Below are 26,377 nucleotides of genomic sequence, written 5' to 3'. Positions count from 1 at the left end.
ATGTTTCTCGGAAACTTTTTGATGCCAATAAATGTATGGTTTTATTGGGCTGTAATTTTTCTCTGGATCGGAATAAATGCCTTTGGTTCTTCTAGAATTTCATCCAATTATCATGTAAAAGCTTTTTGTAATAATCCTTTAGAAAAAGAAAAAAAAATTGCCCTTACTTTTGATGATGGTCCAAGCATTTATACTTTGGAAGTTTTAGAGCTTCTGAAAAAATTCAATGCCAAAGCGATTTTTTTCTGCATTGGAAAAAATATCGAAACGCATCCTGAAATTATTGAAAAAGTAATTGAAGAAGGTCATTTGGTTGGAAATCATTCGTATTCGCATTCTAAATTTTTTGATTTTTATAATGCAAAACAAATAACCGAAGAGCTTCAGAAAACAGATCAACTTCTGGAGAAATTCACTTCCAAAAAAATAAACTTTTTTCGTCCGCCTTATGGAGTTACGACACCTTCGATTCGAAGAGCTTTAAAAATCACTGGACACAAAGTTATTGGATGGAATATTCGTTCGCTTGACGGAGGAACTACAGATGTGGAATTGATTTTGAATCGAATTAAAAAACGCGTTTCTCCCGGCGGAATCGTACTTTTGCATGATACAGGAAAACATTCTGTGTTAGTACTGGAACAGTTTTTGCAATTTTTACAGCAAAATAATTATCAAGTCGTTCCGATCGAAGAACTTTTGAATCTTAAAGCTTATGAAGATTGAACGCAGATGAAACGGATTCGCTTACGCGAAGACGCTGATAAAAGCGGATTTTTAAATCCTTAATTCAGCAAATAATAATCTGTGGAAATCATTTTAATCAGTGGCAAAAAAAATTAAAGTAATTATGAAAATTAAAATAGCACTTCTAATTCTTTTTATTTCAAGCAGTTTGTTTGCACAAGAACAAAAAATGACTGCTTCAGAAATTGCACAATTTAAAGAAGACGTCAATGTAGTGGCGAAAAAAATCAAAACTTTAAGTACCGATTTTGTTCAATACAAACATTTGGATTTTTTGTCGAAAGACATTGAAACTTCGGGAAAAATGATTTTTAAAGAACCTGCTTTGCTTCAATGGCAATATAAAAAACCATACAATTACAGCATCACTTTCAAAAACGGAAAAATCCTAATTAATGATGAAGGAAAGAAAAGTGCTGTTGATATTGGAAACAGTAAAATCTTTGCTCGAATCAATAAACTGATTGTTGGAAGTGTGAGCGGAAATATGTTTGATGATAAGGAATTTACGATTTCGTACTTTAAACTAAAAGGGCAAAATCTAGCTAAGTTTCTTCCGAAAGATGCAACGCTGAAAAAATACATCAAACAAATTGAACTGACTTTTGATAAAGAAGAAGCAACTGTTGTTCAGGTAAAACTTTTAGAATCATCTGAAGATTATACTCGAATTGTACTTAAAAATAAAGTGATCAATGCAAAAATCGACGATTCAGTTTTTACTAATTAATTGTCTTCTGGCAATTGTTTTAGTTTCTTGTGGCTCGGTCACCAAAAATTATACGCCTAAAAAATTAGACAAAACGGCTGTAGAAGTTCCGTATTTCTCCGATTCCAAAACCGATTATGTTTACAAAACCAACATCAGTGTTTACGGAAATGAATTGTCGGGAATTTTCATTGCCAAGAAAATAAATGATACGACACATCGAATTGTTTTTACAACAGAATTCGGCAACAAGTTAATGGATTTTGAAATTTCGGAAAATGCTTTTAAAGTCAATTCGATTGTTTCAGAATTAGACCGAAAAATATTGATTAATACTTTAAAAGAAGATTTCAGACTTCTTCTAAAAAAGCAATATTTGATTCAGGAACAATTTGAAAATGAATCGGCAGAGATTTATAAATCAAAAGATGGCAAACGAGACAATTATATTTTCATCTCCAAAAAAGAGCAAAAATTAGAAAAGATCGTTCATGCTTCTAAAACAAAAGAAAAATTTACACTGCTTTTCAATTCAGAAAACAATATTTTTGCTGAGAAGATTCAGATAATTCATCAGAATATTAAATTAAAAATCGAACTGAATTATTTCAAATCAGAATAGAAAATTAAACTAACCATAAACTTTAAATCAATTAGAAATGAGAAAATTTATTGTAATTGCATTTGTTTTATTCATCGGAATTAAATCAGAAGCGCAGGTAAGAGTAAGTCCTGGACTTAGAGGAGGTCTGAATCTATCAACATTAACCAATATTGATGACAATAATTCTAAAACCGATTTTTATGTTGGTGGATTAGTAGATATTAGATTCAATAAATTTTTCTCGTTACAGCCAGAGATTACGTATTCTAGACAAGGTGATGAAGGAAGAGAATATTTCAATGATGGCAGTTATCGTTATATAAATTACGAGCTAAATTATATAACATTTGGAGCGGTTGCAAAATTTAACTTTAATGGTGGAGGTTTTCACCTGTTGGCTGGTCCGTCTTTAGATTTAAAAGTTGGTGATAATTACATCAATTCTTCGCCAGAAGATTTCGACTTGGCAATAGTTGGAGGTATTGGTTATACACTTCCAAACGGTCTTACATTTGAAGCGAGAATTAAACAAGGATTGGTTGATATTTATGGCTACGATTATTACAACAACGACGGATATTACACCGATGATGCAATTTTAAATCAGGTTTTTCAAATTGGTATCAGTTATAAGTTTAAGACAAAATAAAAAAACATGAATAGAAGAGTATTACTTTTTATTGCTGTTTTTTTTACAGTTTTAAACCTAAAAGCCCAAATGAGTGTTAAACCCGGTTTAAGAGCGGGACTTAATTTTTCGACCATTTCTGAAATGCATGCTGATTATAAAACTGATTTTTATGCGGGTGGTTTTGCTGAAATTAAGATTACTAAGTTATATGCATTACAACCAGAAATTAATTACAGCAGACAAGGTTCTAATAATGTAGCACGAAATTATTTTGATGAAAATACGCAAACGAATAGAACAGAACATTTAGATCTTGAAATAAACTATTTGTCTATTTCCATCATGAATAAGTTTACACTGCCACAAGGAATTCAGTTTCAGGCGGGGCCAACTTTAGATGTTTTGTTGAATGATAATCTTGCGGTTCGAAAAGCACAAAATGATCTTGGTTTTGTTTTGGGAGTTGCTTATGCACTGCCTTCAGGCTTAACATTTGAAGCTCGATTTAAGAAAGGTTTACTTGATGTTTTGAGCAGCGATTATTATCAAAATGACTCCAATAATTATTATTTGTTTGGAGATTATAACACAAATATGAATTTTCAGTTGGGAGTTTCCTATTCATTTGGAAAATAAAAATTATGATTTTAAAAGATTTTTACAAAATACTATCGGAAGAGAAAATCTCCGATTCAAAATATAATGTTACGATTTTAGTCAATGAAAAACACGAGGTTTTTAAAGGACATTTCCCTGGAAATCCAATTATGCCTGGTGTTTGCATGATTCAAATTATCAAAGAGCTTACAGAATCGATTACTAAAAGTTCCTTGATGATTCAGTCTTTGGCAAATGTAAAATTCATGGCGCTGATTAATCCAGAAGTTAATCCAGAATTGCGTTTGGAACTTGATATTACAACTACTGAAGACGGTTTGGTAAAAGTGAAAAACACGACTTACTTTAACGACACTACTGCTCTTAAACTGAGCAATGTGTACAAAAAAATATAATTATGAAATTACTAATGACCTTACTTTTATGGGTAAATTTTGTGGGAGCGCCAGATTTGGCTTCTATTCGAAAAGTTTATCCTGATGTTGCAAAATCAGAAACAAATGCTAAAGAGTTTGTGGCAAAACTTGCTGGCGTTTCTCATAATGATGATAAAATTTTAGTGGCTTATAAAGCGGCTTCTATTTTAGTGGATTCTAAGTTTGAGAAAAAAATCGGTGAAAAAATTGAGCGTTTTAAAGAAGGTGCAAAACTTCTTGAAGCTACCATAAAAAGTGACCCAAGTAATATCGAAATGAGAATGATCAGACTGAGTGTTCAGGAAGATGTTCCTGGTATTACGGGCTACAAGAAAAATATCAAAGAAGATAAAAAATTCATTACAACATATTATGCAGCACAAGGTGCAGCTTTGAAAGAATATCTTAAAGACTTCGTTTTACAATCTAAAAGTTTCTCTGAAAAAGAGAAACAATTTGTAAAATAAGCTCAAAAAATACCACATGAAATCACAGCAAGAATTGCTTAATTCGACCAACTTTTGCATTATTGTACCTACGTATAATAATGAAAAAACACTGAAAAAAGTACTGGATTCTATTTTAGATTTCACCACAAATGTTATCATTGTTAATGATGGTGCAACCGATTCTACCGGCGAAATTTTAAAACAATATTCGCAGCTGACGCAAATTCATCATCCTAAAAATTTAGGAAAAGGTCGTGCGCTCAGAAACGGGTTTAGAAAAGCGCTTGAATTGAATTTTGAATACGCCATCACAATCGATTCCGACGGACAGCATTTTGCATCTGATATTCCTGTTTTTTTAGAAGCCATTCAAGAAGAACCAAATACGCTTTTGATTGGAAGCCGAAATATGACTCAGGAAAATGTTCCTAAAAAAAGCAGTTTCGGAAACAAATTTTCTAACTTCTGGTTCAAGTTTGAAACTGGAATCAAACTAGACGATACACAATCTGGATTTAGATTATATCCGCTGAGATTGTTGCCAAAACGTTTTTATACCAATAAATTCGAATTTGAAATTGAAGTAATTGTTCGCGCCGCTTGGAAAGGAATTGTAGTTAAAAATATTCCGATTCAGGTTTTGTATGATCCTGCAGAACGAGTTTCACATTTTCGTCCGTTTCAGGATTTTACTCGAATCAGTATTTTAAATACCGTTTTGGTAACCAACGCTTTGTTGTATATCAAACCGAGAGATTTCTTTAGAAAAGCAAAAAAAAAAGGTTTTAAAAAATTCTTTCTAGAAGATATTTTAGAAAGTTCCGATTCTAATTTTAAAAAATCGGCTGCTATTGCTTTGGGAATTTTCATTGGACTTTCGCCTTTTTGGGGATTTCAAACCATCTTGCTTTTTACACTTGCAGCTTTATTCAGGCTCAATAAAGTCATTGCTTTTTTGACTTCTAACGTGAGTTTTCCTCCTTTCATTCCGCTCATAATATATGGTTCTTTAAAAATAGGAAGTATTTTTGTTACTAGCGATGCTCCATTAATTTTAGATAGTTCAATGACGTTTGACGATATTCAAAAAAATGCAGCTCAATATATTATCGGAAGTCTTATTTTAGCATCCGTTTCGGCGCTAACGGTTGGTTTAATAAGTTATTTGCTTTTAACGGCTTTTAGCAAGAAACGTAAAGAATAAAATTCTATGTCAATTCGCCACGAATTCACGAATTAATAATACTTAATAAAAATAAATTTGTGAAATTCGTGGCTGAAAAACTTAACCAACAATCATGCATCAATATTTCTACGCCATTCATTTATTTGTAACCCGAAGAAAATCTCTCTCGGTTTTTTTGGCCGTTTTGATGCTTCTTGTTTTTGGATTTTTTGCTTCAAGATTAAAGTTTGAAGAAGATATTACCAAACTTATTCCGACAAACGACAAAACCGATGTTACAGCAAAAGTTCTTAAACAATTAAACTTTGCCGATAAAACAACCGTAATTTTCAAACTCGAAAAAAACGGATCTGCTGAAGATTTGAAAGAAATGGCAACTGCTTTTTCAGACAGCGTTTCAAAATCCTGCAAACCTTATGTAACAGGAATTCAAGGAAAAATTGACGAAGAAAATATTCAAGAAACCATTGATTTTGTTTACAATAATCTGCCTCTTTTTTTAGATGATAATGATTATAAAAACATCGAGCAAAAACTGCAAAAAGACAGTATTGCAGCAACTGTTCAAGGAAATTATAAATCGATTATTTCTCCATCTGGTTTTATCACTAAAGATTTTATCCTGCAAGATCCGTTTGGGATTTCGTTTATCGCTTTAAAAAAATTACAACAATTAAATATTGGTGACGATTTTACATTGGAAAATGGTTTTGTAATGACAAAGGATAAAAAGAAATTACTGCTTTTTATCACTTCTAATATTCCATCGAGCGAAACAGAAAAAAATACCATTTTTGCCGAAAAACTGAAATCAATTCAAGAAAATTTAAATCAGCAATTCAAAGGCAAAACTTCGATCAGTTATTTTGGTTCTGCTTTGATTGCGGTTGCCAATGCGAATCAGATTAAAGGAGATATTATTCTAACAACATCAATCGCGATGTTTACCTTAATGCTGATTCTGATTTTATTTTATAGAAAAGTATTAATTCCGTTGATTATTTTTCTTCCAACAGTTTTTGGAGGTTTGTTTGCGGTTGCGTTTTTATATTTCGTCAGAGAACAGATTTCAGCAATTTCACTAGGAATTGGTTCCATTTTATTAGGAATTACAATTGATTATTCAATTCATATTCTCACACATTACAAGCATAACAGCGATGTCAAAACATTGTACAAAGACATTACAATGCCTGTAATTATGAGTAGTTCTACAACTGCTGTTGCTTTTTTATGTCTGCTTTTTGTAAAATCGGATGCATTAAATGATCTCGGAATTTTCGCTGCGGTTATTGTAATGGCTTCTGCTATTTTTTCTCTTTTAATTATTCCTCATTTATACAAACCAAAAGAAAATCCGGCAGAACACAAGAAAAATGTGATCGATAAAATGGCTCATTTTTCTTTTCACAACAATAAAATCTTAATCGGACTTTGTGTTATCATTACCATTATTTGCTGTTTTACCTATAATGATGTTGGTTTTAATAACGATTTATCACAGCTGAATTTTATTCCAAAAGAAATTAAAGCGGCCGAAAAACAATTGGAAGAAAGCACGAGTTTAACTTCCAAAACCATTTATGTGGCTTCGTACGGAAAAACGATGGAAGAAGCTTTACAGCATAATAGTCGACTTTTCGAAAATTTAAATACTGAAAAGCAACAGCATAAAATTCTAAACTTTAGTTCCGTTGGAGGAATTGTGCTTTCCAAGTCAGCACAACTTCAAAAAATCGAAAAATGGAATTCGTTTTGGACTTCACAGAAAAAACAATTCGTTACATCAGAATTAATTGCTGAAGGTGCTAAACTTGGCTTTAAACCAACGACCTATAATTTGTTTTTTAATCATTTAGATTCTGACTTCAAACCAATTTCTTCAAATGATTATCTTCAAATAAAAGCACTTCAGTTACAAGAATTTATTACAGAAAAAAATGGTTTTTATACTGTTTCGACTTTAGTAAAAGTCACGCCAGAACAACGTGATGCTTTTGTAAAATCGGCTTCTAAAAAAGAAAACGTAATTGCAATCGATCGTCAGCAAATGAACGAAACGTTTTTCAGCACTTTAAAAACCGATTTCAATTCACTTGTCAATTATTCATTCGTTGCTGTAGTTTTAATTTTATTTTTCTTTTTCAGAAGAATCGAATTGGTTATTATCAGCTGTATTCCAATTGCTTTTACGGGAATTGTAACGGCTGGAATTATGGGCATTTTTGGCATTCAAATGAATATTTTCAGTATGATTGTCTGCACCCTAATTTTCGGTCACGGAGTTGATTTCAGCATTTTTATGACCAGTGCATTACAAAAAGAATATTCGAATGGAGTGAACGAAATTGCCATTTACAGAACCTCAATTATTTTGGCGGTTATCACAACCATTTTAGGAATCGGTGCCATGATTTTCGCCAAACATCCTGCACTGACATCTATTTCTGCGGTTTCTTTAATTGGAGTTTTTGCTGCGTTGATTATAACTTTCATTTTCTATCCAATTCTATTCAAATTATTTCTCTCGAATCGTCCGAAAAAAGGAAATCCGCCTTTTCAATTAAGAACATTTGTGCATGGTGTAATTTCGTTTGCTTATTATGGTTTGGGCGGAATCGTAATGTCTATTTTCAGTTTTACTTTAATGCCAATTTTACCTTTTAGTAAAAAATCAAAAATGAAAGCATTTCGATACGTGGTTTCAAAATTCATGAAATCGGTGTTGTATTCGAATCCGTTTATTCGCAAAAAAGTCGTTAATAATTTCAATGAAACTTTTGAAAAACCTGCTGTAATTATCGCCAATCATTCTTCGTTTTTAGACATTCTGGCAATCGGAATGTTAAGCCCAAAAATCATTTTCTTGGTAAGTGACTGGGTTTACAATTCTCCTATTTTTGGCGGTGTTGTTAGAAAAGCTGGTTTTTATCCTGTTTCTGAAGGATTGGAAGGCGGCGTTGAACATTTGCGTAAAAAAGTAAACGAAGGATATTCATTAATGGTTTTTCCAGAAGGAACGCGTTCTGAAAATAATGTGGTGAAACGATTCCATAAAGGTGCTTTTTTCCTTGCCGAAGAATTCAATCTAGATATTATTCCTGTGGTTATTCATGGTGCTTCAGAATTGATTCCTAAAGGAGATTTTGTTATTCATCACGGGAAATTAACGGTTACAATTTTAGAAAGAATTGCTCCTGAAAATCTTTCATTCGGAAAAAATTATACCGATCGAACCAAACAAATTAGTTCTTTTTTCAAAACAGCATATCGTAAAATACGTGAAGAACTTGAAGGTCCAGAGTATTTCAAAACAATGCTGATTAACAGCTACGATTATAAAGAAATTGAAGTTGGAAACAGCGTTAAAAAAGATGTAAAACAAGATCTGGAAACCTATTACAACTTAAATAAACACATTCAGCCAAAAGCAAAAATCCTGCATTTAGGAGATGATTACGGGCAATTGGATGTCTTATTGGCTTTGCAGGAACCACAGCGAAAAATAGTTTCTTTTATAAATGATGAAGAAAAACGATTGGTAGCAAAAACCAACTATATCGTATCCAAACGAAAAATATCCTATTTGGATCAATTGGAATCTGCTGAAGAAAACCAGTATGATTTACTTTTGATTTCTGACGAAACTTATAATGATAATCCTGAAAAAATCATTTCAAAATTTTCTTCCATAATTTTAATATATTGTCTGCATTATAAAACAAAATTAATTGCTTTTGGCTTTGAAATTGTCTCAGAAGAAAATGGCATTACTGTATTAAAGAGAAATTAGGATGAAAGAGCAATACGATGCAGTTATAATTGGCAGCGGTTTAGGCGGATTGGTTTCTGCTGTTATTCTGGCAAAAGAAGGTTACAGCGTTTGTGTGCTCGAAAAGAACAATCAATATGGTGGAAATCTTCAGACTTTCGTAAGAGATAAAACCATTTTTGATACCGGAATTCATTATATCGGAGGTTTAGGCGAAGGCCAGAATCTTCATCAATATTTCAAATATATCGGAATAATGGATCATTTGAATCTGAAAAAATTAGACGAAAATGGTTTTGATATTATTTCTTTTGATGACGATAAAACCGAATATCCGCATGCGCAGGGTTTCGAAAATTTCATTGAAAATCTAACACAATACTTTCCAGAAGAAAAAGAAAATCTCGAAAAATATTGCCAGAAAATAAAAACGGTTTGCAAAGCTTTTCCCCTTTATAATCTAGAATCGGAAGGAAAATATGACGATGAAATTTTAACGCTCAACGCGAAAGATACGATCGATTCTTTTACACAAAATGAAAAATTAAAAGCGGTTCTCGCAGGTTCTAATTTTCTTTATGCTGGAATTCCCGAAAAATCGCCTTTTTACGTTCATGCACTTGTGGTCAATTCGTACATTGAAAGTTCGTGGCGCTGCATCAATGGCGGAAGTCAGATAACGAAACAACTTTTAAAACAACTGAAAAAATACGGAGGCGAATTCTTCAAACATAAAGAAGTAACGAAATTTGAAGTTGAAAATCAAAAGGTAAATTCGGTAAAAATGAAAGACGGAACAGAGGTTTCTGGAACGTATTTTATTTCGAACATTGAACCGAAAACGACTTTGAAAATGGCAGGTCAGGAAAATTTCAGAAAACCCTTTTTCAACAGAATTCAAGATCTCGAAAGTGTCCTTTCAGCTTTTAGTTTATATATTGTTTTTAAACCCAAAACTTTCAAATACATCAACCACAATTATTATCATTTTAAAAGTGCCAATGATGTTTGGACTTCGTATGAATACGACGAAAATTCGTGGCCGAAAACTTTTATGGCGTCCATGAATCCGTCAAAAAAAGACGAAGAATGGGCAGACGGAATGACCTTTTTAACGTACATGAAATATGAAGATGTTAAAGCTTGGGAAAACACCTTCAACACTACTTTTGAAGAAAATGAAAGAGGTGAAAGTTATGACGAATTCAAAGCCAAAAAAGCGGCCAAGTTTTTAGACGAAATCGAGAAAAAATTTCCAGGAATAAAGGATTGTATCAAATCGGTTCACACTTCTACTCCACTTTCTTATCGTGATTACATTGGCGGAGATGGCGGGAATATGTACGGATATGTTAAAGATTCAAATAATCCGATGAAAACGATGATTCCGACTAAAACTAAGGTAGAAAATCTTTATCTTACAGGCCAAAGTATTAACATGCATGGTGTCTTGGGTGTTACAGTTGGAGCAGTTATAACTTGCTCAGAAATTGTAGGAAAGGAATATCTGCTGGAAAAAATTAAAAAAGCATCTGAATAGTTTTATTATGAAAAACCGAATTCTTTATCTTTTCCTTATCGGTTTTTTTAGCTTGCTGACTTCCTGCGGTACATCAAAATCAAAACATCATAAACCAGATTTAACGGCTTACAATAATACAAAACCTGTTGTTACAAAAGTTTCAGATAGCATTTTTATCTCTGGAAAAAATTCACTTTTAAAAAATAAACAAGGTCTTTGGGAATTGTACACTGAAGGCGATCCTCTAGAAATTGGTTTAACAACTGGTGCTTTAACCGATTCGCTTTTGCAAAAGCAACAACGTATTTTTTTCTCTAAAATAACCGATTTTGTTCCGTCAAAATTTCAACAGAAAATACTTCGTCAGTTTTTAAAATGGTTCAATCGTAAATTATATTTGAATGTTCCAAACGAATATCAAACTGAAATTTACGGCGTTTCGCAATATACTTCAACCGAATTTGATAATATCGCACCGCAATATCAGCGTGGCCTGTATTTGCACGCGGCACACGACATTGGACATGCTCTGCAAGATTTGGCTTTGGTTGGCTGTTCTTCTTTTGCGGCTTGGAATGAAAAATCGGAAGATGGAAATTTAATCTTAGCTCGCAATTTTGATTTTTATGTAAATGACGCTTTCGCGGAAAATAAAATAGCGGCTTTTATAAAACCTAAAGAAGGACATCCATTTATGATGGTGACTTGGCCGGGAATGATTGGCGCTGTTTCTGGAATGAATCTCGAAGGTTTGACGGTTACGATAAACGCTTCAAAATCTAAAATTCCGCTTGTTGCAAAAACTCCGATTTCGATTTTAACTCGTGAAATTTTACAGTACGCCAAAAATCTTGATGAAGCAATCGCTATTGCAAAAAAGAGAAAAGTATTTGTTTCTGAATCGATTATGGTTGGAAGTGCCAATGATAACAAAGCGATTTTAATTGAAGTTTCGCCCAATAAAATGGATGTTTACGATGTTCCAAATAGTGATCAATTAATTTGCTCCAATCATTTTCAAGGCGAAGCTTTCAAAGATGATAAAAGAAATCAGGAACAAATTGCCAACAGTCATTCTGAATATCGTTATGAAAGAATGCAGGAATTACTGTCTGAAAATCCAAAAGTAAATCCTGAAATTGCTTCAGAAATTCTTCGAAATAAAGACGGTTTAAAAAATGAAACTTTGGGTTTTGGTAATGAAAAAGCACTAAATCAGCTTTTGGCGCATCACGGAATTATCTTTAAACCAAAAGAAAAATTAGTTTGGGTTTCTGCAAATCCGTTTCAATTGGGCGAATTTGTTTGTTATGATTTGAATTCGATTTTTAATGAAAACCGAAATGAAACAAAATCATTTCAAAAAGAAAACTTGAATATTGCCAAAGATCCTTTCTTGAAAACTGCTGCTTTTCAGAATTTTAAAAAATTTAAAATTGAAGATCATAAAATAGACTTGATTTTAGAAAAGAAAGAAACCGTTTCTCCTGAGTTTTTTCAGAATTATCAAGCATTAAACCCTGATTATTGGGTTGTATATTATAAGACAGGATTGTACTTTTACCAAAAAAAGGAATTTCTTCAGGCAAAGCTGAATTTTGAAAAAGCTTTAAAGCATGAAATTACAACGGCTCCTGAAAAAGAAGAAATTGAAAAATATTTAAAAAAAGTCAAAAGAAAATTAAAATGATTCCAGCAATAGAAAAAAATTCTTTAGAAGAAATTAAAATTTTTCAAGAACAAAAATTAGTTGAACTTTTAGAATATATCAGCAAGAATTCTCCGTTTTACAAAAGACTTTTTGCAGGACAAAATATTGACATTTCGAAAGTTAAAACGCTGGAAGATTTACAATTTTTACCTGTTACTACAAAAGAAGATTTACAACAATATAACGATGATTTTTTATGCGTTCCGCAACATAAAATTATTGATTACGCTACAACATCTGGAACTTTAGGAGATCCTGTAACTTTTGGCTTAACCGATTCTGACTTAGATCGTTTGGCTTATAATGAAGCTATTTCATTTGCTTGCGCTGGAATTGCAGAAGGCGATGTAGTACAATTAATGACGACAATTGATAGAAAATTTATGGCCGGTTTGGCTTATTTTCTTGGTCTTCGAAAATTGAAAGTTGGTGTAATTCGTGTTGGTGCCGGAATTCCAGAAATGCAATGGGATTCGATTTTAAAATACAATCCGAGTTATTTGATTACCGTTCCTTCTTTTCTTTTGAAATTAATTGAATACGCCGAAATTCACGGAATCGATTATAATAACTCGAGCATAAAAGGCGCGATTTGCATTGGAGAATCTTTGAGAGAACAAGATTTTTCGATGAACATTCTATCGAAAAAAATCACAGATAAATGGAATATTAAGTTGTTTTCGACTTATGCTTCTACCGAAATGAGTACCGCTTTTACAGAATGTGAACATGGAAAAGGCGGACACCATCATCCGGAATTAATCATTGTTGAAGTTTTGGACGAAAATAATATGCCTGTTAAAAAAGGCGAAATCGGCGAGCTTACTTTTACCACCTTAGGAATTGAAGCAATGCCTTTGCTTCGTTTTAAAACGGGAGATATTGTACAGTTTCACGAAGAACCTTGCGAATGCGGCAGAAACACGTTGCGCGTTGGACCAGTTGTTGGACGTAAAAAACAAATGATTAAATATAAAGGAACAACATTGTATCCGCCAGCGATGAATGATGTTTTGAGCAGTTTTGATAATATCGAAAATCACTTGATCGAAATTTCAACGAATGATTTAGGTACAGACGAAATCTTAATTAAAATTGCAGTAAAAAATCAATCTCCAGAATTTTTACAAGAAATAAAAGATCACTTTAGAGCAAAATTGAGAGTAACTCCAAAAATAGAATTTGTTCCAAAAGAAATTCTTAACCCAATCGTTTTTAACCCGATGAGTCGAAAACCAATCAGATTTTTCGACTATAGATCTTAGTATTAGGTACAAAGAGGCAAAGGTTCAAAGGTACAATGGCTATGTAATAGCTTGATAAAAAAACCTTTGAACCTTTGTCGCTATGAACCTTTGAACCTCAATTTGGCACAAATTGAACTAAATGTTGTAATTTTGCAAAAAATATTGAAGATGGTCAAGATTGGCAACATAGAATTACCCGAATTTCCTTTATTACTCGCACCGATGGAAGATGTTAGTGATCCGCCGTTTCGCAGATTATGCAAAACGCATGGTGCTGACATGATGTACTCTGAATTTATTTCATCGGAAGGATTAATTCGTGATGCTATAAAAAGTAGAATGAAGCTGGATATTTTTGATTACGAACGTCCTGTCGGAATTCAGATTTTTGGTGGTGATGAAGAAGCAATGGAAATGTCTTCTAAAATTGTTTCGACTGTAAAACCCGATTTAGTAGATATCAATTTTGGATGTCCGGTAAAAAAAGTAGTTTGTCGTGGTGCAGGAGCTGGAGTTTTAAAAGATGTTGATTTGATGGTTCGTTTAACCAAAGCAGTTATCAAAGGAACTGATTTGCCTGTTACAGTAAAAACACGTTTAGGTTGGGATGAAAGCTCTATTAATATTGATGAAGTTGCTGAAAGACTTCAGGATATTGGTGTTCAAGCTTTGACGATTCATGCTAGAACTCGCGCTCAAATGTACAAAGGCCATTCTGACTGGTCGCACATTGCACGTGTAAAAAACAATCCAAGAATTACAATGCCTATTTTCGGAAACGGCGATATTGACAGTCCTGAAAAAGCATTACAATATAAAAACGAATACGGAATTGATGGTATCATGATTGGTCGTGCTGCGATTGGTTATCCGTGGATTTTTAACGAAATCAAACATTATTTCAAAACGGGAGAACACTTACCTGCTCCAACGGTTATTGATCGTGTTGAAGCTGCTAGAAATCATTTGCAATGGTCAATGGATTGGAAAGGTGAACGTTTAGGAATTGTAGAAATGCGCCGTCATTATACGAATTATTTCAAAGGAATCCACTCGTTTAAAGAATTCAAACAAAAATTAGTTACCACTGATGCTTCTGAAGATTTATTTGCTATTATGAAAGAAATTGAACAGGTTTACGCTGGATATGAGTTTGTTTAAAACATATTGATTAACCTTTGTCAAAGTTTGAAACTTTGACAAAGGTCTCTAAAAAGAAAGACCTTCAAATTATGAAGGTCTTTTTTATTTATCGTCATAATGGAATCGACATTGTAATATAATACACTTTTGATCGATTCCTCTTGTCCCTGATACTTTATAAACCAATCGATGTTCACCCGTAATTCTTCTCGACCAAAAACTTTTTAGATCATGTCTTAAAGGTTCTGGCTTCCCAATTCCTTTAAAAGGATTTTCTCGAATCGATTTAATTAATTCTTTTATTTTTATTACTGTGTCTGTATCGTTTTCAATCCAATACTCAAAATCTTCCCATCCATTTTTCGTAAAACAAATATCCATGGTCAACTATAATTCATCTATGTTATAAGATGTCAATTTTCCATTTTCCATTTGCTCAATAGCTTCAGAAAGTCGTTTTCTATTCGCTTTGGTTGATAATAAATGTTGTGTTTCTAATATTGAGTTATATTCTTTCATCGAAATTATTACCACAGCATCTTCTTCAGAATTTCGTGGTACAACAATTATTTCAGAGGATTCTGAAACTTCATCAAAATAGTTTTTGATATTTTTTCTTAATGTAGAAATTGTAATTGCTTTCATAATTCAGTACGTTTTATTGTACGTTCAAATGTACAGTATTTTACTCTTGTAAAAGATCAATTTGTAAAATATTTAACTTTAAACTAAAAAGGTCTTCAATATTGAAGACCTTTTTTGGGCTATACAAACCCATTATTATTTTAACGATTCTAAGATTTTAGTAGCAATTTCATTTTGTCCTTCTTCACTTGTAATATAATTTCTATCATTTTCATTTGATAAAAATCCTATCTCTAAATGAACCATATTACAATTTGCATACTTTAAAATATGAAATGGAGCTTCTGATACATATCGCTTTGTAAGCTTTCCTGTCGAAGTAATTTTGTCTACCGCAATTACTGCCATTTTTTTAGATTCCTCATAAAATGCTTTATTTGAGGAAATATATGCACCTACCCCATTAACTTTCATATTCAAGTTTGAATTAATATGTATAGAAAGCACCAAATCAGGTTTCAACTTATTTATTATTGTAACTCTGTCTGTGAGGTTCATACTCATATCACCATCACGAATCAGAACAATTTCTACATTTTCATTATTATTTTGTTCTTTTATTTTTCTAGCGATGGCTTCTGTTATTGCTTTTTCTTCAAATCCATACAAATCCTTCCCAACATCGTAACCTCCATGACCTGCATCAATTAAAACCACTTTTTTATCTAATGGTTTAAAGGCCATAAATCCTAGTACTGCTATACTTAAAACGGCTAAAATTTTAATTTTCGTTTTCATAAATCTATTGTTTTGGTTAAATAGACTTAACGAATTTTTTTAGGAAATATTGCACAAAATCACACTTGAACTCGTTTCCACTTTCCTCTTTTATAGAAAAAGATTCCGGCTAAAGTAATCGCAGTTTCAGCAACTGGAATTGCGATAAAAACTCCTGTTGGTCCCATATTAAAATGTTTTGCCAATACAAAAGCTAATGGAATTTGGAACAACCAAAATCCGAAGAAATTAATTCCAGTTGGTGTCCAGGTATCTCCTGCTCCATTGAACGTATTGATGAGAACCATTCCAATTCCATAGAAAATAAATCCTATACTCATAATTCGAAGTGCCTCGATCGCAACCGTTTTTACCTGTTCATCATTTGTGAAAAACGAAATAATATATTGTCCAAGACCTAAAGTAATAATCATAATTGTAGCCATGAAAATCACATTGTATCTCGCTGTTGTATAAACTGATTTTTCGGCGCGTTCAATTTGTTTGGCTCCTAAGTTTTGCCCAACCAAAGTTGCCGCCGCATTACTCAATCCCCAAGCTGGGAGAATGAAAAACATCATAATTCTCAAAGCAGTCTGATATCCTGCCGAACCGTGATCTCCACCTGTTGTGGCAACTAATTGCGCTAAGAAAATCCAACTGCAGGAAGCGATTACGAATTGTAAAATTCCAGGAGCCGCAATTTTTACCAAAGCTCTTATTTGTGTAAAGTCTGGAGCAAAATAAGAAACCTTGATTTTTAAAATTCCTTTCCCAAAAAACAAATGATACACTTGGTAAATAACACCAATGCTTCTTCCAATTGTCGTCGCCAAAGCGGCACCAATTAATCCGAAAGCTGGAATTGGTCCGAAACCGTTAATTAGAATTGGGCATAAAATGATATTGCAAATATTGGCAATCCAAAGGCTTTTCATGGCAATTGCTGCATTTCCTGCTCCACGGAAAATTCCATTTATGAGAAACAAAAGCATGATACACAAACTCGAACCAATCATAATTTGAGTAAATCGGAAACCATGTTCAGCAGATTCTAAAGAGGAGCCCATTAAAATCAAAATATCTTTGGCATAAATAATTCCGAAAATGCTTAGAATACTATTTACTGCAAATGCTATTATGATGGCTTGCATTCCTGCTTTCGCAGCAGCAACTGGATCTTTCTCACCTATTCGTCTTGCTACAACTGCGGTGGCGGCCATGCTCATTCCGATGGCGAGTGAATAAATAACGGTTAATACAGATTCTGTTAAACCAACGGTTTGAATAGCAAAACTGCTGTGTTCCAAATGACCAACGAAATACAAGTCGACCAAGGCAAAAACCGATTCCATCATCATTTCTAAAACCATCGGAATGGCTAATAGAATTACAGCTTTTTTTATACTTCCAGAAGTATAATCAAATGATTCGTCGCCTTTTAGGGCCTGTTTTAAAGTGGTGAAAATTTTAGAAAATAAACTTTTCTTTATAGATGTTTCTGTCATGATATTTTAGGATAAATAAAAAAATTGCTCAGATTTATAAATCTGAACCAAAAAGTAAAACGTAAGTATCCTAATTATTCTAAAAAATAAAGTAGGATTAGGCAGAAACAATCATATGCTTGTAGTTATTTAAGAAAGCAAATATAGTAATATTTTTTAGGAAGATATTAATCCAATAATTTTTTGCTTACGCGACTACTTGCAATTAAAGAAGCTGTAAAACCGAGTGTAACAATAGTTGTCATTACAATTAGAACATTTTCTAATGAAAAAACAACCGGATATGCCAATGTTGGTGTAATCATTATTAGTTCATATTGCTGTTGTAAAATCACCAATATAATTCCTAATGCAAGTCCGATTAAACCACCAAAAAAACTTAGCAAAGTACCTTGAAGCAAAAAGATTCTTCTAAGATAACCCACTTCTGCTCCTAGATTAAAAAGGGTTTTAAGATTTCCTTTTTTCTCTAAAATCATCATAATTAAAGCTCCTACCAAATTAAAAAGCGCAACAATAATTACTAAAGTAAAAATGAGATAAACCACAATATTTTCGGTGTTGAGCATTTTATACAAAGACTCGTTTAACTGCGCTCTGTTCTTTAAAGTAATCTTGTTTTTAAAAATCGAATTAAGTTGTTTTTTAACTGCATTTTCATCTGCATTTTCTTTTAACTTAAATTCAATTCCAGAGATTTGATTCGGTTTGTACATCAATAATTCTTGAGCTAGACCTAAATCTGCAAATACATATTTAGAATCTAACTCTTCGCTAATAGAATAAATTCCGACAGGCAGAACATCTGTTTTATTAAAAGCTTCCTCTGGATTTTCTATTGCTCCTTTTCCTGGTTTTGGAGCAAAAATCTGTAACGGATTTTCAAAATCCAGAATTCCCATTGAGAAATTTTGTGCTAATCCGTAACCAATTACAACCTGAAAACTATCCGGCTTAAGCCACTGACCATTAAAAAGTTTTTTCTTTATATCATTGACAATTGCATAAGAACTGTCTACTCCTTTTAAATAAGTAACTTGTTGTTTGTCTTTAAATAAAAACAAAACGCGTTCTTCTATAATCTTAGTGTAAGAAGCAACGCCGTCAATTTTCTTAATTTGACTTTCCTGATTTGGCGTAATTAAAAATGACTTTCCGTATGTATTGGTCAATTTTAAATCAGGGTCAATTTCGTTGGTAAACGAAAGGCTGAAAACTTTTAATCCGCTGAAGACCGATAAAACCACAAACAAAGCCATCGTACCAACAATGATTCCCATGCTGGCAATTCGATTAATAATATTGATAGCATTATTTTTACTGCTGCTAAAAATATAACGTTTGGCTATGTATAAAGGGAAATTCAAATTACGATTTTCTTCTTTTTTCTAAAAGGTCACGGTTTTCTATTGGGTTTTCTTTTCCTGCAAGTGCATTGTCGATTTTTTCGATATAATCAAGAGAATCATCAATAAAGAATACCAGATTTGGAACACGACGTAATTGTAAACGAACGCGTTGTGACAAATCATGTTTAATTAAAGTTGTATTTGTTTTTATTGCCTCTAAAGTTTCTTTGGCTTTTTCTTGTGGAAAAATACTTAAATATACTGTTGCTACAGACAAATCTGTAGTTACACTTACTTTGGATACTGAAATCACCAAATTAGTGATTCCGTTTTTTCTCACTTCACCTTGCAAGATGTCAACCAGATCTTTCTGAAGGACACCGCCTATTTTTTTCTGTCTATTTGTTTCCATAGTGCAAAAATACTAAATTTTAGTGGTTTTATTTGGTTCTTTTTAATGGTTTAAAAACTGATAATGATCATGATTTTTGAGGGATTTATTTTACATCTTTAATATGAATTTAAAACTAATCTATCATGAAAAAAAGAGAACCAATTAGTCATATTATGACTAAAACTGTTGTTACAGTAAATCAAAATGATGATTTAAGAAAAGTTGTAGAAAAACTAAAATCAAATTCTATTCGACACATTCCTGTTGTAAATGGTAAAGAAGTTGTTGGAATTATTAGTCGTACCGATATTAACCGCTTAACTTTTAGTGCATTGTTTGACGGGCAAGAAGGTGTTGACGAAGCTATTTTAGACATGCTGACTATTCCACAAATAATGACTTCGCACCCTAAAACACTTCCTTCAGATACTATTATCAAAGATCTCGCAACGACTTTTGTCAAACAAGATTTTCATGCATTGCCTGTTGTTGATAATGGAGAACTGAAAGGAATTGTCACAACAACAGATATGATCAAGTATTTTCTGGAGCAATATGATTAAATAAAAAAGGGAGCAAATTTGCTCCCTTAAATTTTATCTGCTTTGCAACCATCCTTCTGGATTGTTGTTTGAAGTATTTTGAAGAATCAAGAATTTAATAATTGTTTTTCCGGTATCTCCACTTGTTCTTACCCTTCCAATATTTTGCTTAATCGTTACTTTATCTCCTTGACTAACAGAAACAGAGCTTAGATTTTGATATACTGTAAAAAAGTCTCCATGCTGAATTACAACTGCTTTATTTACCGGAGAAAGAACGATTACTTTTGAAACTTCTCCTGCAAATACTGCTCTTGCGCTAGCTCCGTCTTCGGTTGTGATTTCAACTCCTGAATTGTGTACTGTAATTGAAGGGTGCAACGGGTGTGGTTGATCTCCATATCCAAGAGAAATAAATCCTTTTTCTACTGGCCAAGGTAATCTTCCTCTGTTTGCTTTAAAATCTGCTGCCAAAATTTTGTCTTCTGGTGTCAAAACAATTTTAGAAGAAGAAACTGGAGCTTTTGCTTCGCTTGAACCAGGATTTGCTTTGGCTCTTTCCGCAGCTGCTTTTCTATTAGCTTCGGCAATGGCTTCACGAATTAAACGATCGATTTGTTTGTCAATACGTTTGGATTCACTTTGTTTGGATCGAATATCTGCAGCAATTTTATTTTTATCCTTTTTAAGTGAATTTACTAATTTCTGCTGCTCTTTTTTCTCTGCTTCAAGTGTAACTTTTTCCTTTTGGTTTTCAACGATAATTTTCTTTTTCGCCTGTCTTTGTCCATCCAGTTTTGCATTAAAATCAACTAATTGAGCTGTTTTTAACTGAATTTCAAGACCTTGATTTTTTCTAAAATTGGTATACTGCTTTAAATACTGAGCTCTTTTATAAGCTTGCAAAAAACTTTCAGAAGATAAAATGAACATCGCACGGCTTTGCTCAGAACGGCTTTTGTACGATTTTAAAATCATCTCAGCATAATCTTCTTTTAAGACTTTTAGTTCTTTTTTAAGTTTATTAACCTGAACCTGATTAATATACATATCATTACTAATCAGTTTTTCTTGCTTTGCTGTAGTATTGATTAATTTCTCTTTTAGTTTGATTTTGTTTGCTTGAATTAAATATTCATTCACAGCAGATTTCTCTTTTTTTCGAACAGACTGAAGCATCTTTTCGTTATCTCTAATTTCCTGTTGAATTTGAGCTTTACGCTGCTCCAGTTTTTCTTGCTGAGAATCCTGTGCCCACACAAATGTAGTGGCACATATTAAAACTAGACTTAGGAGAAATTTTGGCATGTTTCTATTTTTATTTTGCAAATTTACTGAATTGTAACTTTTTTATAACCGCTTGGAACGCTATAAGGAAAAGAAAGTTCTTCGTTAAATGAAATATTATTGTAATTCAGATTGATACTTGTTTTGCCTTTTGGCTGAACAGCATTAATTTCTATACTTGTCGGAAGTGTTCCCTGATTGAAAACTTTACTGTCAGAATAGGCAATTTGCAACGTTCTGTTTTCTGATGGCTGAGAGATTTCTTCTTTTTGAATTAAATATTTTTCTGCGTCTAAGAAGAAGGTTTTCTTCAAATTAGCATCTTTTTCTTCATCCAGTCTAAAAAGATTTTCTACAATTGTCTGTGTATATTTTCCTTTTCTTAAATCATCAAAAGCTTCTCCAATTAAAAGGTTTTGCACTTTATTATAATCTAAATCGGTTCCTAGCCATTTACTTAAACTTGTAAAATCTCCTTCATAGTAAGTACTGTTTATTTTTTCGTAGTAACTTACTGCAGAAGGTGTTATCAATGCTTTTGCCATTGTAATTCCTAAGAAACGCACACTGATCAAAATCTGTTTGTCTTTTTCTATTCTAATTTCGGCAGTAACATTTTGGCTTTGTTTTGCATCTACATATTTTGCACTCGCTTTAATGTATAAAGTAGAAAAATCTAATTTATTGTCGTAGTGCTTTTCAATTACTTTCTTGTCCTCTTTTGGTGCAACAACCTGGCTTGTATTACCTTGTACCGCTACTGCTTTCGTTTTACAAGAAACTACTGCAATAGACAATACCAGAATAGTTATATATTTTTTCATCTGAATTTCTCTTTTATTTTTTCTTTTTTAATAATTCATTTGCCTTCAAAAAGTATTCCTCTTTTTTCTTGGCATCCCCCAATCCATTATATGCTTCTCCTAATTGAATATTAAAATTTGATTCTAATTTTACATCATCAACAACATAATCAAGACCCATTTCTAAAACGGTTTTTGCATTTTTAAATTGTTTCTGCTGATTACTTCCTAAACCGGCATAGTAATAAAACTGAGCCTGACTTGGATAAACTTCAATTAGCATCATTGCTCTTTTTGTCATTGGCTCAAACTGTTTGGTCTGAGAATAGGCTTCTAACAGTAACATATTAGTTTCAAGATCTGTATCTGAATTGGCTCTTAAATCTTTTTCATAATATTTAATTGCATTTTCAAACTGACCTTTACTATGGTAGAATTTTCCAATTTCTTTCGCAACATCAACCTCTTTATCATTATCAAAATAAGCAATAGCTTTTTCTAAATCTGGAGCATATTGCGGATTTTTATTAGTATAAATCAAAAATTCATTTAAGGTTCTATGCTTAATTTTTGAATCAATTTTTGAACTTGCCAAAATTGTATTCATTGATTTTATTGCTTTATCTGCTTGATTCGAATCCAAATAAGTTTTGAATAAACTAACCTGCCCCCACTCTGAATTTGGAATTTCTTTGGCTAACTGTTTTGCAACTTCCAATGATTTCTCACTTTCGTTATTCTTTGAATACAAGAAAATAAGATTCAAATAATTTGATTCTTCTTTAGGATCTTTTTTTATCTGCTGAATCAAATTATCAATTTCTGCATTTTGATATTTTCCCTGTGATAAAATCTGCTGTTTATAAATTTCACGATCAGACGATTTTCCAAACTTATCGTTCATTTCATTAATCGCTGTTAATGCTTTATCGTACTGATTGGTAATCATGTATAACGAAATCAGGTCGTCTTTATATTCTTCGTCAAAAACAATTATTTTCTGAATCGTTTCAATTGCCAGCGGATAGTTTTTTGTCTCATAACTTACATCATAAATTCCGAGCCAAAACCATTTATTTTTAGGATCTAACTGTGTCGCTTTTTCAAAATTATCTTGTGCATTTCGATATTCTTTAAGTGCCAGATAATTTTTTCCTAATTCAAAATAAGCCACTGCATCATTGGGTTTTAGTTTAACACATTTCTCCAATGATACAATAGCTTTATCGTAATTTTCAATTCCTTTTTGTTTTAATGATTCATAAAATGAGTCCTGATATTCGTCTTTTACCATAGCAATATCTTCGGGTTCTGTCTGTGCAAAAACCGAAAACGATATGCTGAATAAAGCAAAAAACAAAACTGTAAAAACTCTTTTTTTGATCATTTTAAAAATAACATTTTAGACAAAAACGAAACTTTTTAAATTTTTATATTATTCTAAAACCGAATAATCTCCAATGCTTACGCTGGTAAATTTACCATCATAACTCACATGATTTCCAATCATTGCGTTATCTAAGTTAGCATTTTTAATTTTAGAATAAGTTTGAATCAAACTATTTTTAATAGTACTATCTGTTACATGGCACCCTTTTCCAACAGAAACATTTGGTCCAACTGTAGTATTTTTCAAGACAACATTTTCTCCAATATAACAAGGAGGAATAATAGTTGAATTTTCTAAAGTTACACCGTAGTCTACTAAATGTTCTCCGTCATTATGAAGAAATCCTAACATTCTAGAGTTTGTTTCTACAGTGACATCTTTGTTCCCACAATCCATCCATTCATCAACACTTCCTGTTTTGAAAACTTTTCCGTTTGCCATCATGGCTTTGATACCGTCATTAATCTGGTATTCGCCACCATTCTGAATATTATTATCTAAAACATTTTGAAGTTCATTTCTTAAAACTCCAACTTCTTTAAAATAATAAATTCCGATAACAGCTAAGTCACTAACAAATTCTTTTGGTTTTTCAACCAATTCAATTATTTCGTTGTTTTGATTTAATTTCACAACACCAAAAGCTTCTGGCTGATCAACTTGTTTTACCCAGATTACAGCATCTGCTTCTGGATCTAATTGGAAATCTGCTCTAATTAAGGTATCTGCATAAGCAATTACAGCAGGTCCAGAAAGAGATTCTTTTGCACACATAATTGCGTGTCCAGTTCCTAAAGGCTGATCCTGGCGATAGATTGAAGCTTTTGCTCCTAATCCTTTTGCTAAATCTTCTAAACTTTCTACAACGTCATCTCCAAAAAAAGCTTCATCACCTAAAATAAAGGCCACTTCTTCAATTGGTTCTTTTAATATTTTAGCAATATCTTCAACTAAACGATGCACAATTGACTTTCCTGCAACAGGAATTAATGGTTTTGGAACAGTTAATGTATGAGGCCTCAATCTTGATCCACGGCCTGCCATTGGCACAATTATCTTCATTTTTTTATTTGATTTTATGGGAAGATTCTAAAAAATCTTCATTGGGTTTGGTCTTTCTTTTTTTAAATTTTGTTAAATACAAAACTATTTTACGCCTGTACTTCCAAAGCCTCCTTCACCTCTTGATGTTTCAGAAAGTGTTTCAACTTCAATCCATTCAGCTCTTTCATGTTTTGCAATTATCAACTGGGCAATTCTTTCACCATTTTCGATTACAAAATCATCATTAGATAAATTTACTAAAATTACACCTATTTCTCCTCTGTAATCTGCATCAACAGTTCCTGGCGAATTTAAAACTGTTACTCCTTTTTTGGCTGCCAATCCGCTTCTAGGTCTTACCTGTGCCTCGTATCCAATTGGTAATTCAATAAAAAGTCCTGTTTTTACAATAGTTCTTTCTAAAGGTTTTAACGTAATTGGTTCTAAAATATTGGCACGCAAGTCCATTCCTGCAGAAGCAATAGTTTCGTAATTTGGTAAATCGTGTTGCGATTTATTGATAATTTGTATTTTCATTTTTAAATATAAAATTTTTAAAAGCGTCTTATTTTCTCTTCATTATTCCTTTAATAGTATCTTTTTCAAAATGGTAAACGAGATACATAAAAGCTAAAAGAAGCGGAATTCCAACATAATATTTTTCTCTAAATCCGTAAAAAGAAATAATTGAAAATAATATTGAAACCCCTAAATAAGCACCAATTTTGTTCATATCGTAAGGAATCGGATAATATTTATTTCCTAAAACATAAGAAATAAGCATCATGCTTCCGTAAGCAGAAATGGTCGCAATTGCAGAACCATAATAACTGTATTTTGGAATTAAGAAGTAATTTAAAAGCAAAGTTACAATCGCACCTACAATAGAAATGTAAGCTCCGATTTTTGTTTTGTCTGTCAATTTATACCAAACTGATAAGTTGTTATAAATTCCCAAAAAGAAATTTGCCAGAATAATTAATGGCACCACTTTCATGGCTTCCCAATATGATTTGTTGTCTAACAATAAATATTTCAAAACGTCTGCAAAAACAATCACACCTAATAAAATCAGAGATCCAAGTATCACAAAATATTTGGTAATTACGGCGTAAGTCTGTGGAGCGTTTTCATTTTTTGCATGGCTGAAAAAGAAAGGTTCAATTCCTAATCTGAAAGCTGTTGCAAAAAGAACCATAAATAATCCTAATTTGTAACAAGCGGAGTAAGCACCAACTTCAGATTTTGCTAAATTTTCTGGAAGTAAATAACCTAAAAGAATTTTATCAAAATGTTCGTTTACTGCAAAAGCCAAACCTGCAACCAAAATTGGAAGTCCGTATTTCATCATTCTTTTCCAAAGTTCCATATCGAATTTGCGTCCAAGCGAAAGATAATTAGGCGAAAGCACAATAAATGTGGCTAAACTTGCTAATAGATTGGCAATGAAAATATAAGCGATTTGAAAGTTTTCTACATATAAGTTATCCCAAACTGAATTTGGATTTGCATCTGCTAATTTTGGTAAATACATTAAGAAGAAAATATTCAGCAATAGGTTTATCACCACATTTCCAATTTTAATAGCCGCATAAACCATTGGCCTTTGGTTGGCTCTTAATTTAGAAAACGGGATTAACACCAAAGCATCTAAAACTAAAATCCAAACCGTATACGTAATATATTGAACATCGACTTCTGCAAGGTTTGCCAATGTATTTCTGAAAATCAGAGCAACAAAAAGAAAAATAATGGAAGTCCAAAAAATGGAAATGGTAGAAGTTGCAATTACATTTTTCTTGTCGTCTTCGGCACTATAGAATCTAAAAAATGCTGTTTCCATTCCATAAGAAAGTACCACGTTAAAGAAAACCATCCAAGACAATACAATCGAAACTTCTCCATATTCGGCGGTTGGCAAAATTCCTGTATATAATCTCACT

The 26,377-nt window shown here is 32.4% G+C and carries 26 protein-coding genes; 14 read left to right on the top strand and 12 right to left on the bottom strand.

Annotation, left to right across the window (positions count from 1 at the left end; translation table 11 throughout):
- Positions 1–21: 21 nt before the first annotated feature.
- From VGE71_RS13320 to dusB, 13 genes are all read left to right on the top strand, one after another.
- The gene (locus tag VGE71_RS13320) at positions 22–726 is read left to right on the top strand and encodes a polysaccharide deacetylase family protein (protein ID WP_331138775.1); all 705 of its coding nucleotides are present in this window, start codon (positions 22–24) and stop codon (positions 724–726) included.
- Positions 727–850: 124 nt separating this feature from the next.
- Positions 851–1,477 carry an outer membrane lipoprotein carrier protein LolA gene (locus VGE71_RS13315; protein WP_331138774.1) on the top strand — a complete coding sequence of 209 codons (627 nt, stop codon included), beginning with the start codon at positions 851–853 and terminating at the stop codon, positions 1,475–1,477.
- Positions 1,443–2,078 carry a hypothetical protein gene (locus tag VGE71_RS13310; protein ID WP_331138773.1) on the top strand — a complete coding sequence of 212 codons (636 nt, stop codon included), beginning with the start codon at positions 1,443–1,445 and terminating at the stop codon, positions 2,076–2,078. The genes VGE71_RS13315 and VGE71_RS13310 overlap by 35 nt, the downstream gene beginning before the upstream one ends.
- A gap of 37 nt (positions 2,079–2,115) precedes the next feature.
- Complete coding sequence (locus VGE71_RS13305; RefSeq protein WP_331138772.1) at positions 2,116–2,709, top strand: porin family protein; 594 nt, start codon at positions 2,116–2,118, stop codon at positions 2,707–2,709.
- A gap of 6 nt (positions 2,710–2,715) precedes the next feature.
- Positions 2,716–3,327, top strand: a complete 612-nt coding sequence (locus tag VGE71_RS13300; protein ID WP_331138771.1) for an outer membrane beta-barrel protein — start codon at positions 2,716–2,718, stop codon at positions 3,325–3,327.
- Positions 3,328–3,332: 5 nt separating this feature from the next.
- Positions 3,333–3,704 (top strand): 3-hydroxyacyl-ACP dehydratase, encoded by a 372-nt coding sequence (locus VGE71_RS13295; protein WP_144216288.1) that lies wholly within the window; start codon positions 3,333–3,335, stop codon positions 3,702–3,704.
- Positions 3,705–3,706: 2 nt separating this feature from the next.
- Positions 3,707–4,192 carry a hypothetical protein gene (locus VGE71_RS13290; RefSeq protein WP_331138770.1) on the top strand — a complete coding sequence of 162 codons (486 nt, stop codon included), beginning with the start codon at positions 3,707–3,709 and terminating at the stop codon, positions 4,190–4,192.
- A gap of 16 nt (positions 4,193–4,208) precedes the next feature.
- Entirely contained in the window at positions 4,209–5,378 is a 1,170-nt protein-coding gene (locus VGE71_RS13285; RefSeq protein ID WP_331138769.1) for a DUF2062 domain-containing protein, read from the top strand.
- Between the two features lie 94 nt (positions 5,379–5,472).
- Positions 5,473–9,153 (top strand): 1-acyl-sn-glycerol-3-phosphate acyltransferase, encoded by a 3,681-nt coding sequence (locus VGE71_RS13280; RefSeq protein WP_331138768.1) that lies wholly within the window; start codon positions 5,473–5,475, stop codon positions 9,151–9,153.
- Between the two features lies 1 nt (position 9,154).
- Complete coding sequence (locus VGE71_RS13275) at positions 9,155–10,672, top strand: NAD(P)/FAD-dependent oxidoreductase (RefSeq protein ID WP_331138767.1); 1,518 nt, start codon at positions 9,155–9,157, stop codon at positions 10,670–10,672.
- Between the two features lie 7 nt (positions 10,673–10,679).
- A complete protein-coding gene (locus tag VGE71_RS13270; RefSeq protein WP_331138766.1) occupies positions 10,680–12,344 on the top strand; it encodes a C45 family peptidase in 1,665 nt (554 codons plus the stop codon).
- Positions 12,341–13,630, top strand: coding sequence for a phenylacetate--CoA ligase family protein (locus tag VGE71_RS13265; protein WP_331138765.1), 1,290 nt, complete (start codon positions 12,341–12,343; stop codon positions 13,628–13,630). Before VGE71_RS13270 ends, VGE71_RS13265 begins: the two co-directional genes overlap by 4 nt.
- 150 nt (positions 13,631–13,780) lie before the next feature.
- Positions 13,781–14,773, top strand: a complete 993-nt coding sequence (gene dusB / locus VGE71_RS13260; RefSeq protein WP_331138764.1) for a tRNA dihydrouridine synthase DusB — start codon at positions 13,781–13,783, stop codon at positions 14,771–14,773.
- An 84-nt stretch (positions 14,774–14,857) separates the two neighbouring features.
- Here the strand turns inward: dusB and VGE71_RS13255 are convergent, their stop codons facing one another.
- The 6 genes from VGE71_RS13255 to rbfA all read right to left on the bottom strand — a co-directional run bounded on the left by VGE71_RS13255 (position 14,858) and on the right by rbfA (position 19,386).
- Positions 14,858–15,136: a Txe/YoeB family addiction module toxin gene (locus VGE71_RS13255; protein WP_331138763.1), complete on the bottom strand. Its 279-nt coding sequence runs from the start codon at positions 15,134–15,136 to the stop codon at positions 14,858–14,860.
- 6 nt (positions 15,137–15,142) lie between these two features.
- Entirely contained in the window at positions 15,143–15,400 is a 258-nt protein-coding gene (locus VGE71_RS13250; RefSeq protein WP_331138762.1) for a type II toxin-antitoxin system Phd/YefM family antitoxin, read from the bottom strand.
- Between the two features lie 135 nt (positions 15,401–15,535).
- Positions 15,536–16,138, bottom strand: coding sequence for an N-acetylmuramoyl-L-alanine amidase (locus tag VGE71_RS13245; RefSeq protein ID WP_331138761.1), 603 nt, complete (start codon positions 16,136–16,138; stop codon positions 15,536–15,538).
- Between the two features lie 59 nt (positions 16,139–16,197).
- On the bottom strand, positions 16,198–17,625 hold the full coding sequence (locus tag VGE71_RS13240) for an MATE family efflux transporter (protein ID WP_331138760.1): 1,428 nt from the start codon (positions 17,623–17,625) through the stop codon (positions 16,198–16,200).
- Positions 17,626–17,792: 167 nt separating this feature from the next.
- Positions 17,793–18,992 carry an ABC transporter permease gene (locus tag VGE71_RS13235; protein ID WP_331138759.1) on the bottom strand — a complete coding sequence of 400 codons (1,200 nt, stop codon included), beginning with the start codon at positions 18,990–18,992 and terminating at the stop codon, positions 17,793–17,795.
- Between the two features lies 1 nt (position 18,993).
- Positions 18,994–19,386, bottom strand: coding sequence for a 30S ribosome-binding factor RbfA (rbfA, locus tag VGE71_RS13230; protein ID WP_144216310.1), 393 nt, complete (start codon positions 19,384–19,386; stop codon positions 18,994–18,996).
- A 125-nt stretch (positions 19,387–19,511) separates the two neighbouring features.
- On the opposite strand from rbfA, the gene VGE71_RS13225 reads away from it, so the two are divergent.
- Positions 19,512–19,931, top strand: coding sequence for a CBS domain-containing protein (locus tag VGE71_RS13225; protein WP_331138758.1), 420 nt, complete (start codon positions 19,512–19,514; stop codon positions 19,929–19,931).
- A gap of 33 nt (positions 19,932–19,964) precedes the next feature.
- On the opposite strand, the gene VGE71_RS13220 is transcribed toward VGE71_RS13225, so the two are convergent.
- The 6 genes from VGE71_RS13220 to VGE71_RS13195 form a co-directional block, all read right to left on the bottom strand.
- On the bottom strand, positions 19,965–21,218 hold the full coding sequence (locus tag VGE71_RS13220) for a murein hydrolase activator EnvC family protein (RefSeq protein ID WP_331138757.1): 1,254 nt from the start codon (positions 21,216–21,218) through the stop codon (positions 19,965–19,967).
- Positions 21,219–21,241: 23 nt separating this feature from the next.
- On the bottom strand, positions 21,242–22,021 hold the full coding sequence (locus VGE71_RS13215) for a DUF4292 domain-containing protein (RefSeq protein ID WP_331138756.1): 780 nt from the start codon (positions 22,019–22,021) through the stop codon (positions 21,242–21,244).
- 13 nt (positions 22,022–22,034) lie between these two features.
- Positions 22,035–23,387 (bottom strand): tetratricopeptide repeat protein, encoded by a 1,353-nt coding sequence (locus VGE71_RS13210; RefSeq protein ID WP_331138755.1) that lies wholly within the window; start codon positions 23,385–23,387, stop codon positions 22,035–22,037.
- Positions 23,388–23,435: 48 nt separating this feature from the next.
- Positions 23,436–24,452: a sugar phosphate nucleotidyltransferase gene (locus VGE71_RS13205; RefSeq protein WP_331138754.1), complete on the bottom strand. Its 1,017-nt coding sequence runs from the start codon at positions 24,450–24,452 to the stop codon at positions 23,436–23,438.
- Positions 24,453–24,536: 84 nt separating this feature from the next.
- The gene (gene dut, locus VGE71_RS13200; RefSeq protein ID WP_111368395.1) at positions 24,537–24,971 is read right to left on the bottom strand and encodes a dUTP diphosphatase; all 435 of its coding nucleotides are present in this window, start codon (positions 24,969–24,971) and stop codon (positions 24,537–24,539) included.
- A 28-nt stretch (positions 24,972–24,999) separates the two neighbouring features.
- The coding region (locus VGE71_RS13195) for a lipopolysaccharide biosynthesis protein (protein WP_331138753.1) at positions 25,000–26,377 on the bottom strand (1,378 nt) is incomplete at its 5' end.

Origin of the sequence: Flavobacterium sp. (assembly GCF_036405015.1) — a bacterium.
Lineage (GTDB): Bacteria > Bacteroidota > Bacteroidia > Flavobacteriales > Flavobacteriaceae > Flavobacterium.
Note: the sequence above shows the minus strand (reverse complement) of the source record. Positions and strands in the feature narration are given on the sequence as shown.

Excerpts from the sequence above, each read along its gene's own strand:
- VGE71_RS13310 (WP_331138773.1), top strand. The coding sequence starts at position 1,443 with ATGCAAAAATCGACGATTCAGTTTTTACTAATTAATTGTCTTCTGGCA.
- VGE71_RS13305 (WP_331138772.1), top strand. The coding sequence starts at position 2,116 with ATGAGAAAATTTATTGTAATTGCATTTGTTTTATTCATCGGAATTAAA.
- VGE71_RS13255 (WP_331138763.1), bottom strand. The coding sequence starts at position 15,136 with ATGGATATTTGTTTTACGAAAAATGGATGGGAAGATTTTGAGTATTGG.
- dusB (WP_331138764.1), top strand. The coding sequence starts at position 13,781 with ATGGTCAAGATTGGCAACATAGAATTACCCGAATTTCCTTTATTACTC.
- VGE71_RS13285 (WP_331138769.1), top strand. The coding sequence starts at position 4,209 with ATGAAATCACAGCAAGAATTGCTTAATTCGACCAACTTTTGCATTATT.
- VGE71_RS13245 (WP_331138761.1), bottom strand. The coding sequence starts at position 16,138 with ATGAAAACGAAAATTAAAATTTTAGCCGTTTTAAGTATAGCAGTACTA.
- VGE71_RS13270 (WP_331138766.1), top strand. The coding sequence starts at position 10,680 with ATGAAAAACCGAATTCTTTATCTTTTCCTTATCGGTTTTTTTAGCTTG.
- VGE71_RS13280 (WP_331138768.1), top strand. The coding sequence starts at position 5,473 with ATGCATCAATATTTCTACGCCATTCATTTATTTGTAACCCGAAGAAAA.
- VGE71_RS13220 (WP_331138757.1), bottom strand. The coding sequence starts at position 21,218 with ATGCCAAAATTTCTCCTAAGTCTAGTTTTAATATGTGCCACTACATTT.
- VGE71_RS13205 (WP_331138754.1), bottom strand. The coding sequence starts at position 24,452 with ATGAAGATAATTGTGCCAATGGCAGGCCGTGGATCAAGATTGAGGCCT.
- VGE71_RS13240 (WP_331138760.1), bottom strand. The coding sequence starts at position 17,625 with ATGACAGAAACATCTATAAAGAAAAGTTTATTTTCTAAAATTTTCACC.
- VGE71_RS13210 (WP_331138755.1), bottom strand. The coding sequence starts at position 23,387 with ATGATCAAAAAAAGAGTTTTTACAGTTTTGTTTTTTGCTTTATTCAGC.
- VGE71_RS13225 (WP_331138758.1), top strand. The coding sequence starts at position 19,512 with ATGAAAAAAAGAGAACCAATTAGTCATATTATGACTAAAACTGTTGTT.
- VGE71_RS13295 (WP_144216288.1), top strand. The coding sequence starts at position 3,333 with ATGATTTTAAAAGATTTTTACAAAATACTATCGGAAGAGAAAATCTCC.
- VGE71_RS13300 (WP_331138771.1), top strand. The coding sequence starts at position 2,716 with ATGAATAGAAGAGTATTACTTTTTATTGCTGTTTTTTTTACAGTTTTA.
- VGE71_RS13215 (WP_331138756.1), bottom strand. The coding sequence starts at position 22,021 with ATGAAAAAATATATAACTATTCTGGTATTGTCTATTGCAGTAGTTTCT.
- VGE71_RS13315 (WP_331138774.1), top strand. The coding sequence starts at position 851 with ATGAAAATTAAAATAGCACTTCTAATTCTTTTTATTTCAAGCAGTTTG.
- VGE71_RS13265 (WP_331138765.1), top strand. The coding sequence starts at position 12,341 with ATGATTCCAGCAATAGAAAAAAATTCTTTAGAAGAAATTAAAATTTTT.
- dut (WP_111368395.1), bottom strand. The coding sequence starts at position 24,971 with ATGAAAATACAAATTATCAATAAATCGCAACACGATTTACCAAATTAC.
- VGE71_RS13250 (WP_331138762.1), bottom strand. The coding sequence starts at position 15,400 with ATGAAAGCAATTACAATTTCTACATTAAGAAAAAATATCAAAAACTAT.
- rbfA (WP_144216310.1), bottom strand. The coding sequence starts at position 19,386 with ATGGAAACAAATAGACAGAAAAAAATAGGCGGTGTCCTTCAGAAAGAT.
- VGE71_RS13275 (WP_331138767.1), top strand. The coding sequence starts at position 9,155 with ATGAAAGAGCAATACGATGCAGTTATAATTGGCAGCGGTTTAGGCGGA.
- VGE71_RS13320 (WP_331138775.1), top strand. The coding sequence starts at position 22 with ATGCCAATAAATGTATGGTTTTATTGGGCTGTAATTTTTCTCTGGATC.
- VGE71_RS13290 (WP_331138770.1), top strand. The coding sequence starts at position 3,707 with ATGAAATTACTAATGACCTTACTTTTATGGGTAAATTTTGTGGGAGCG.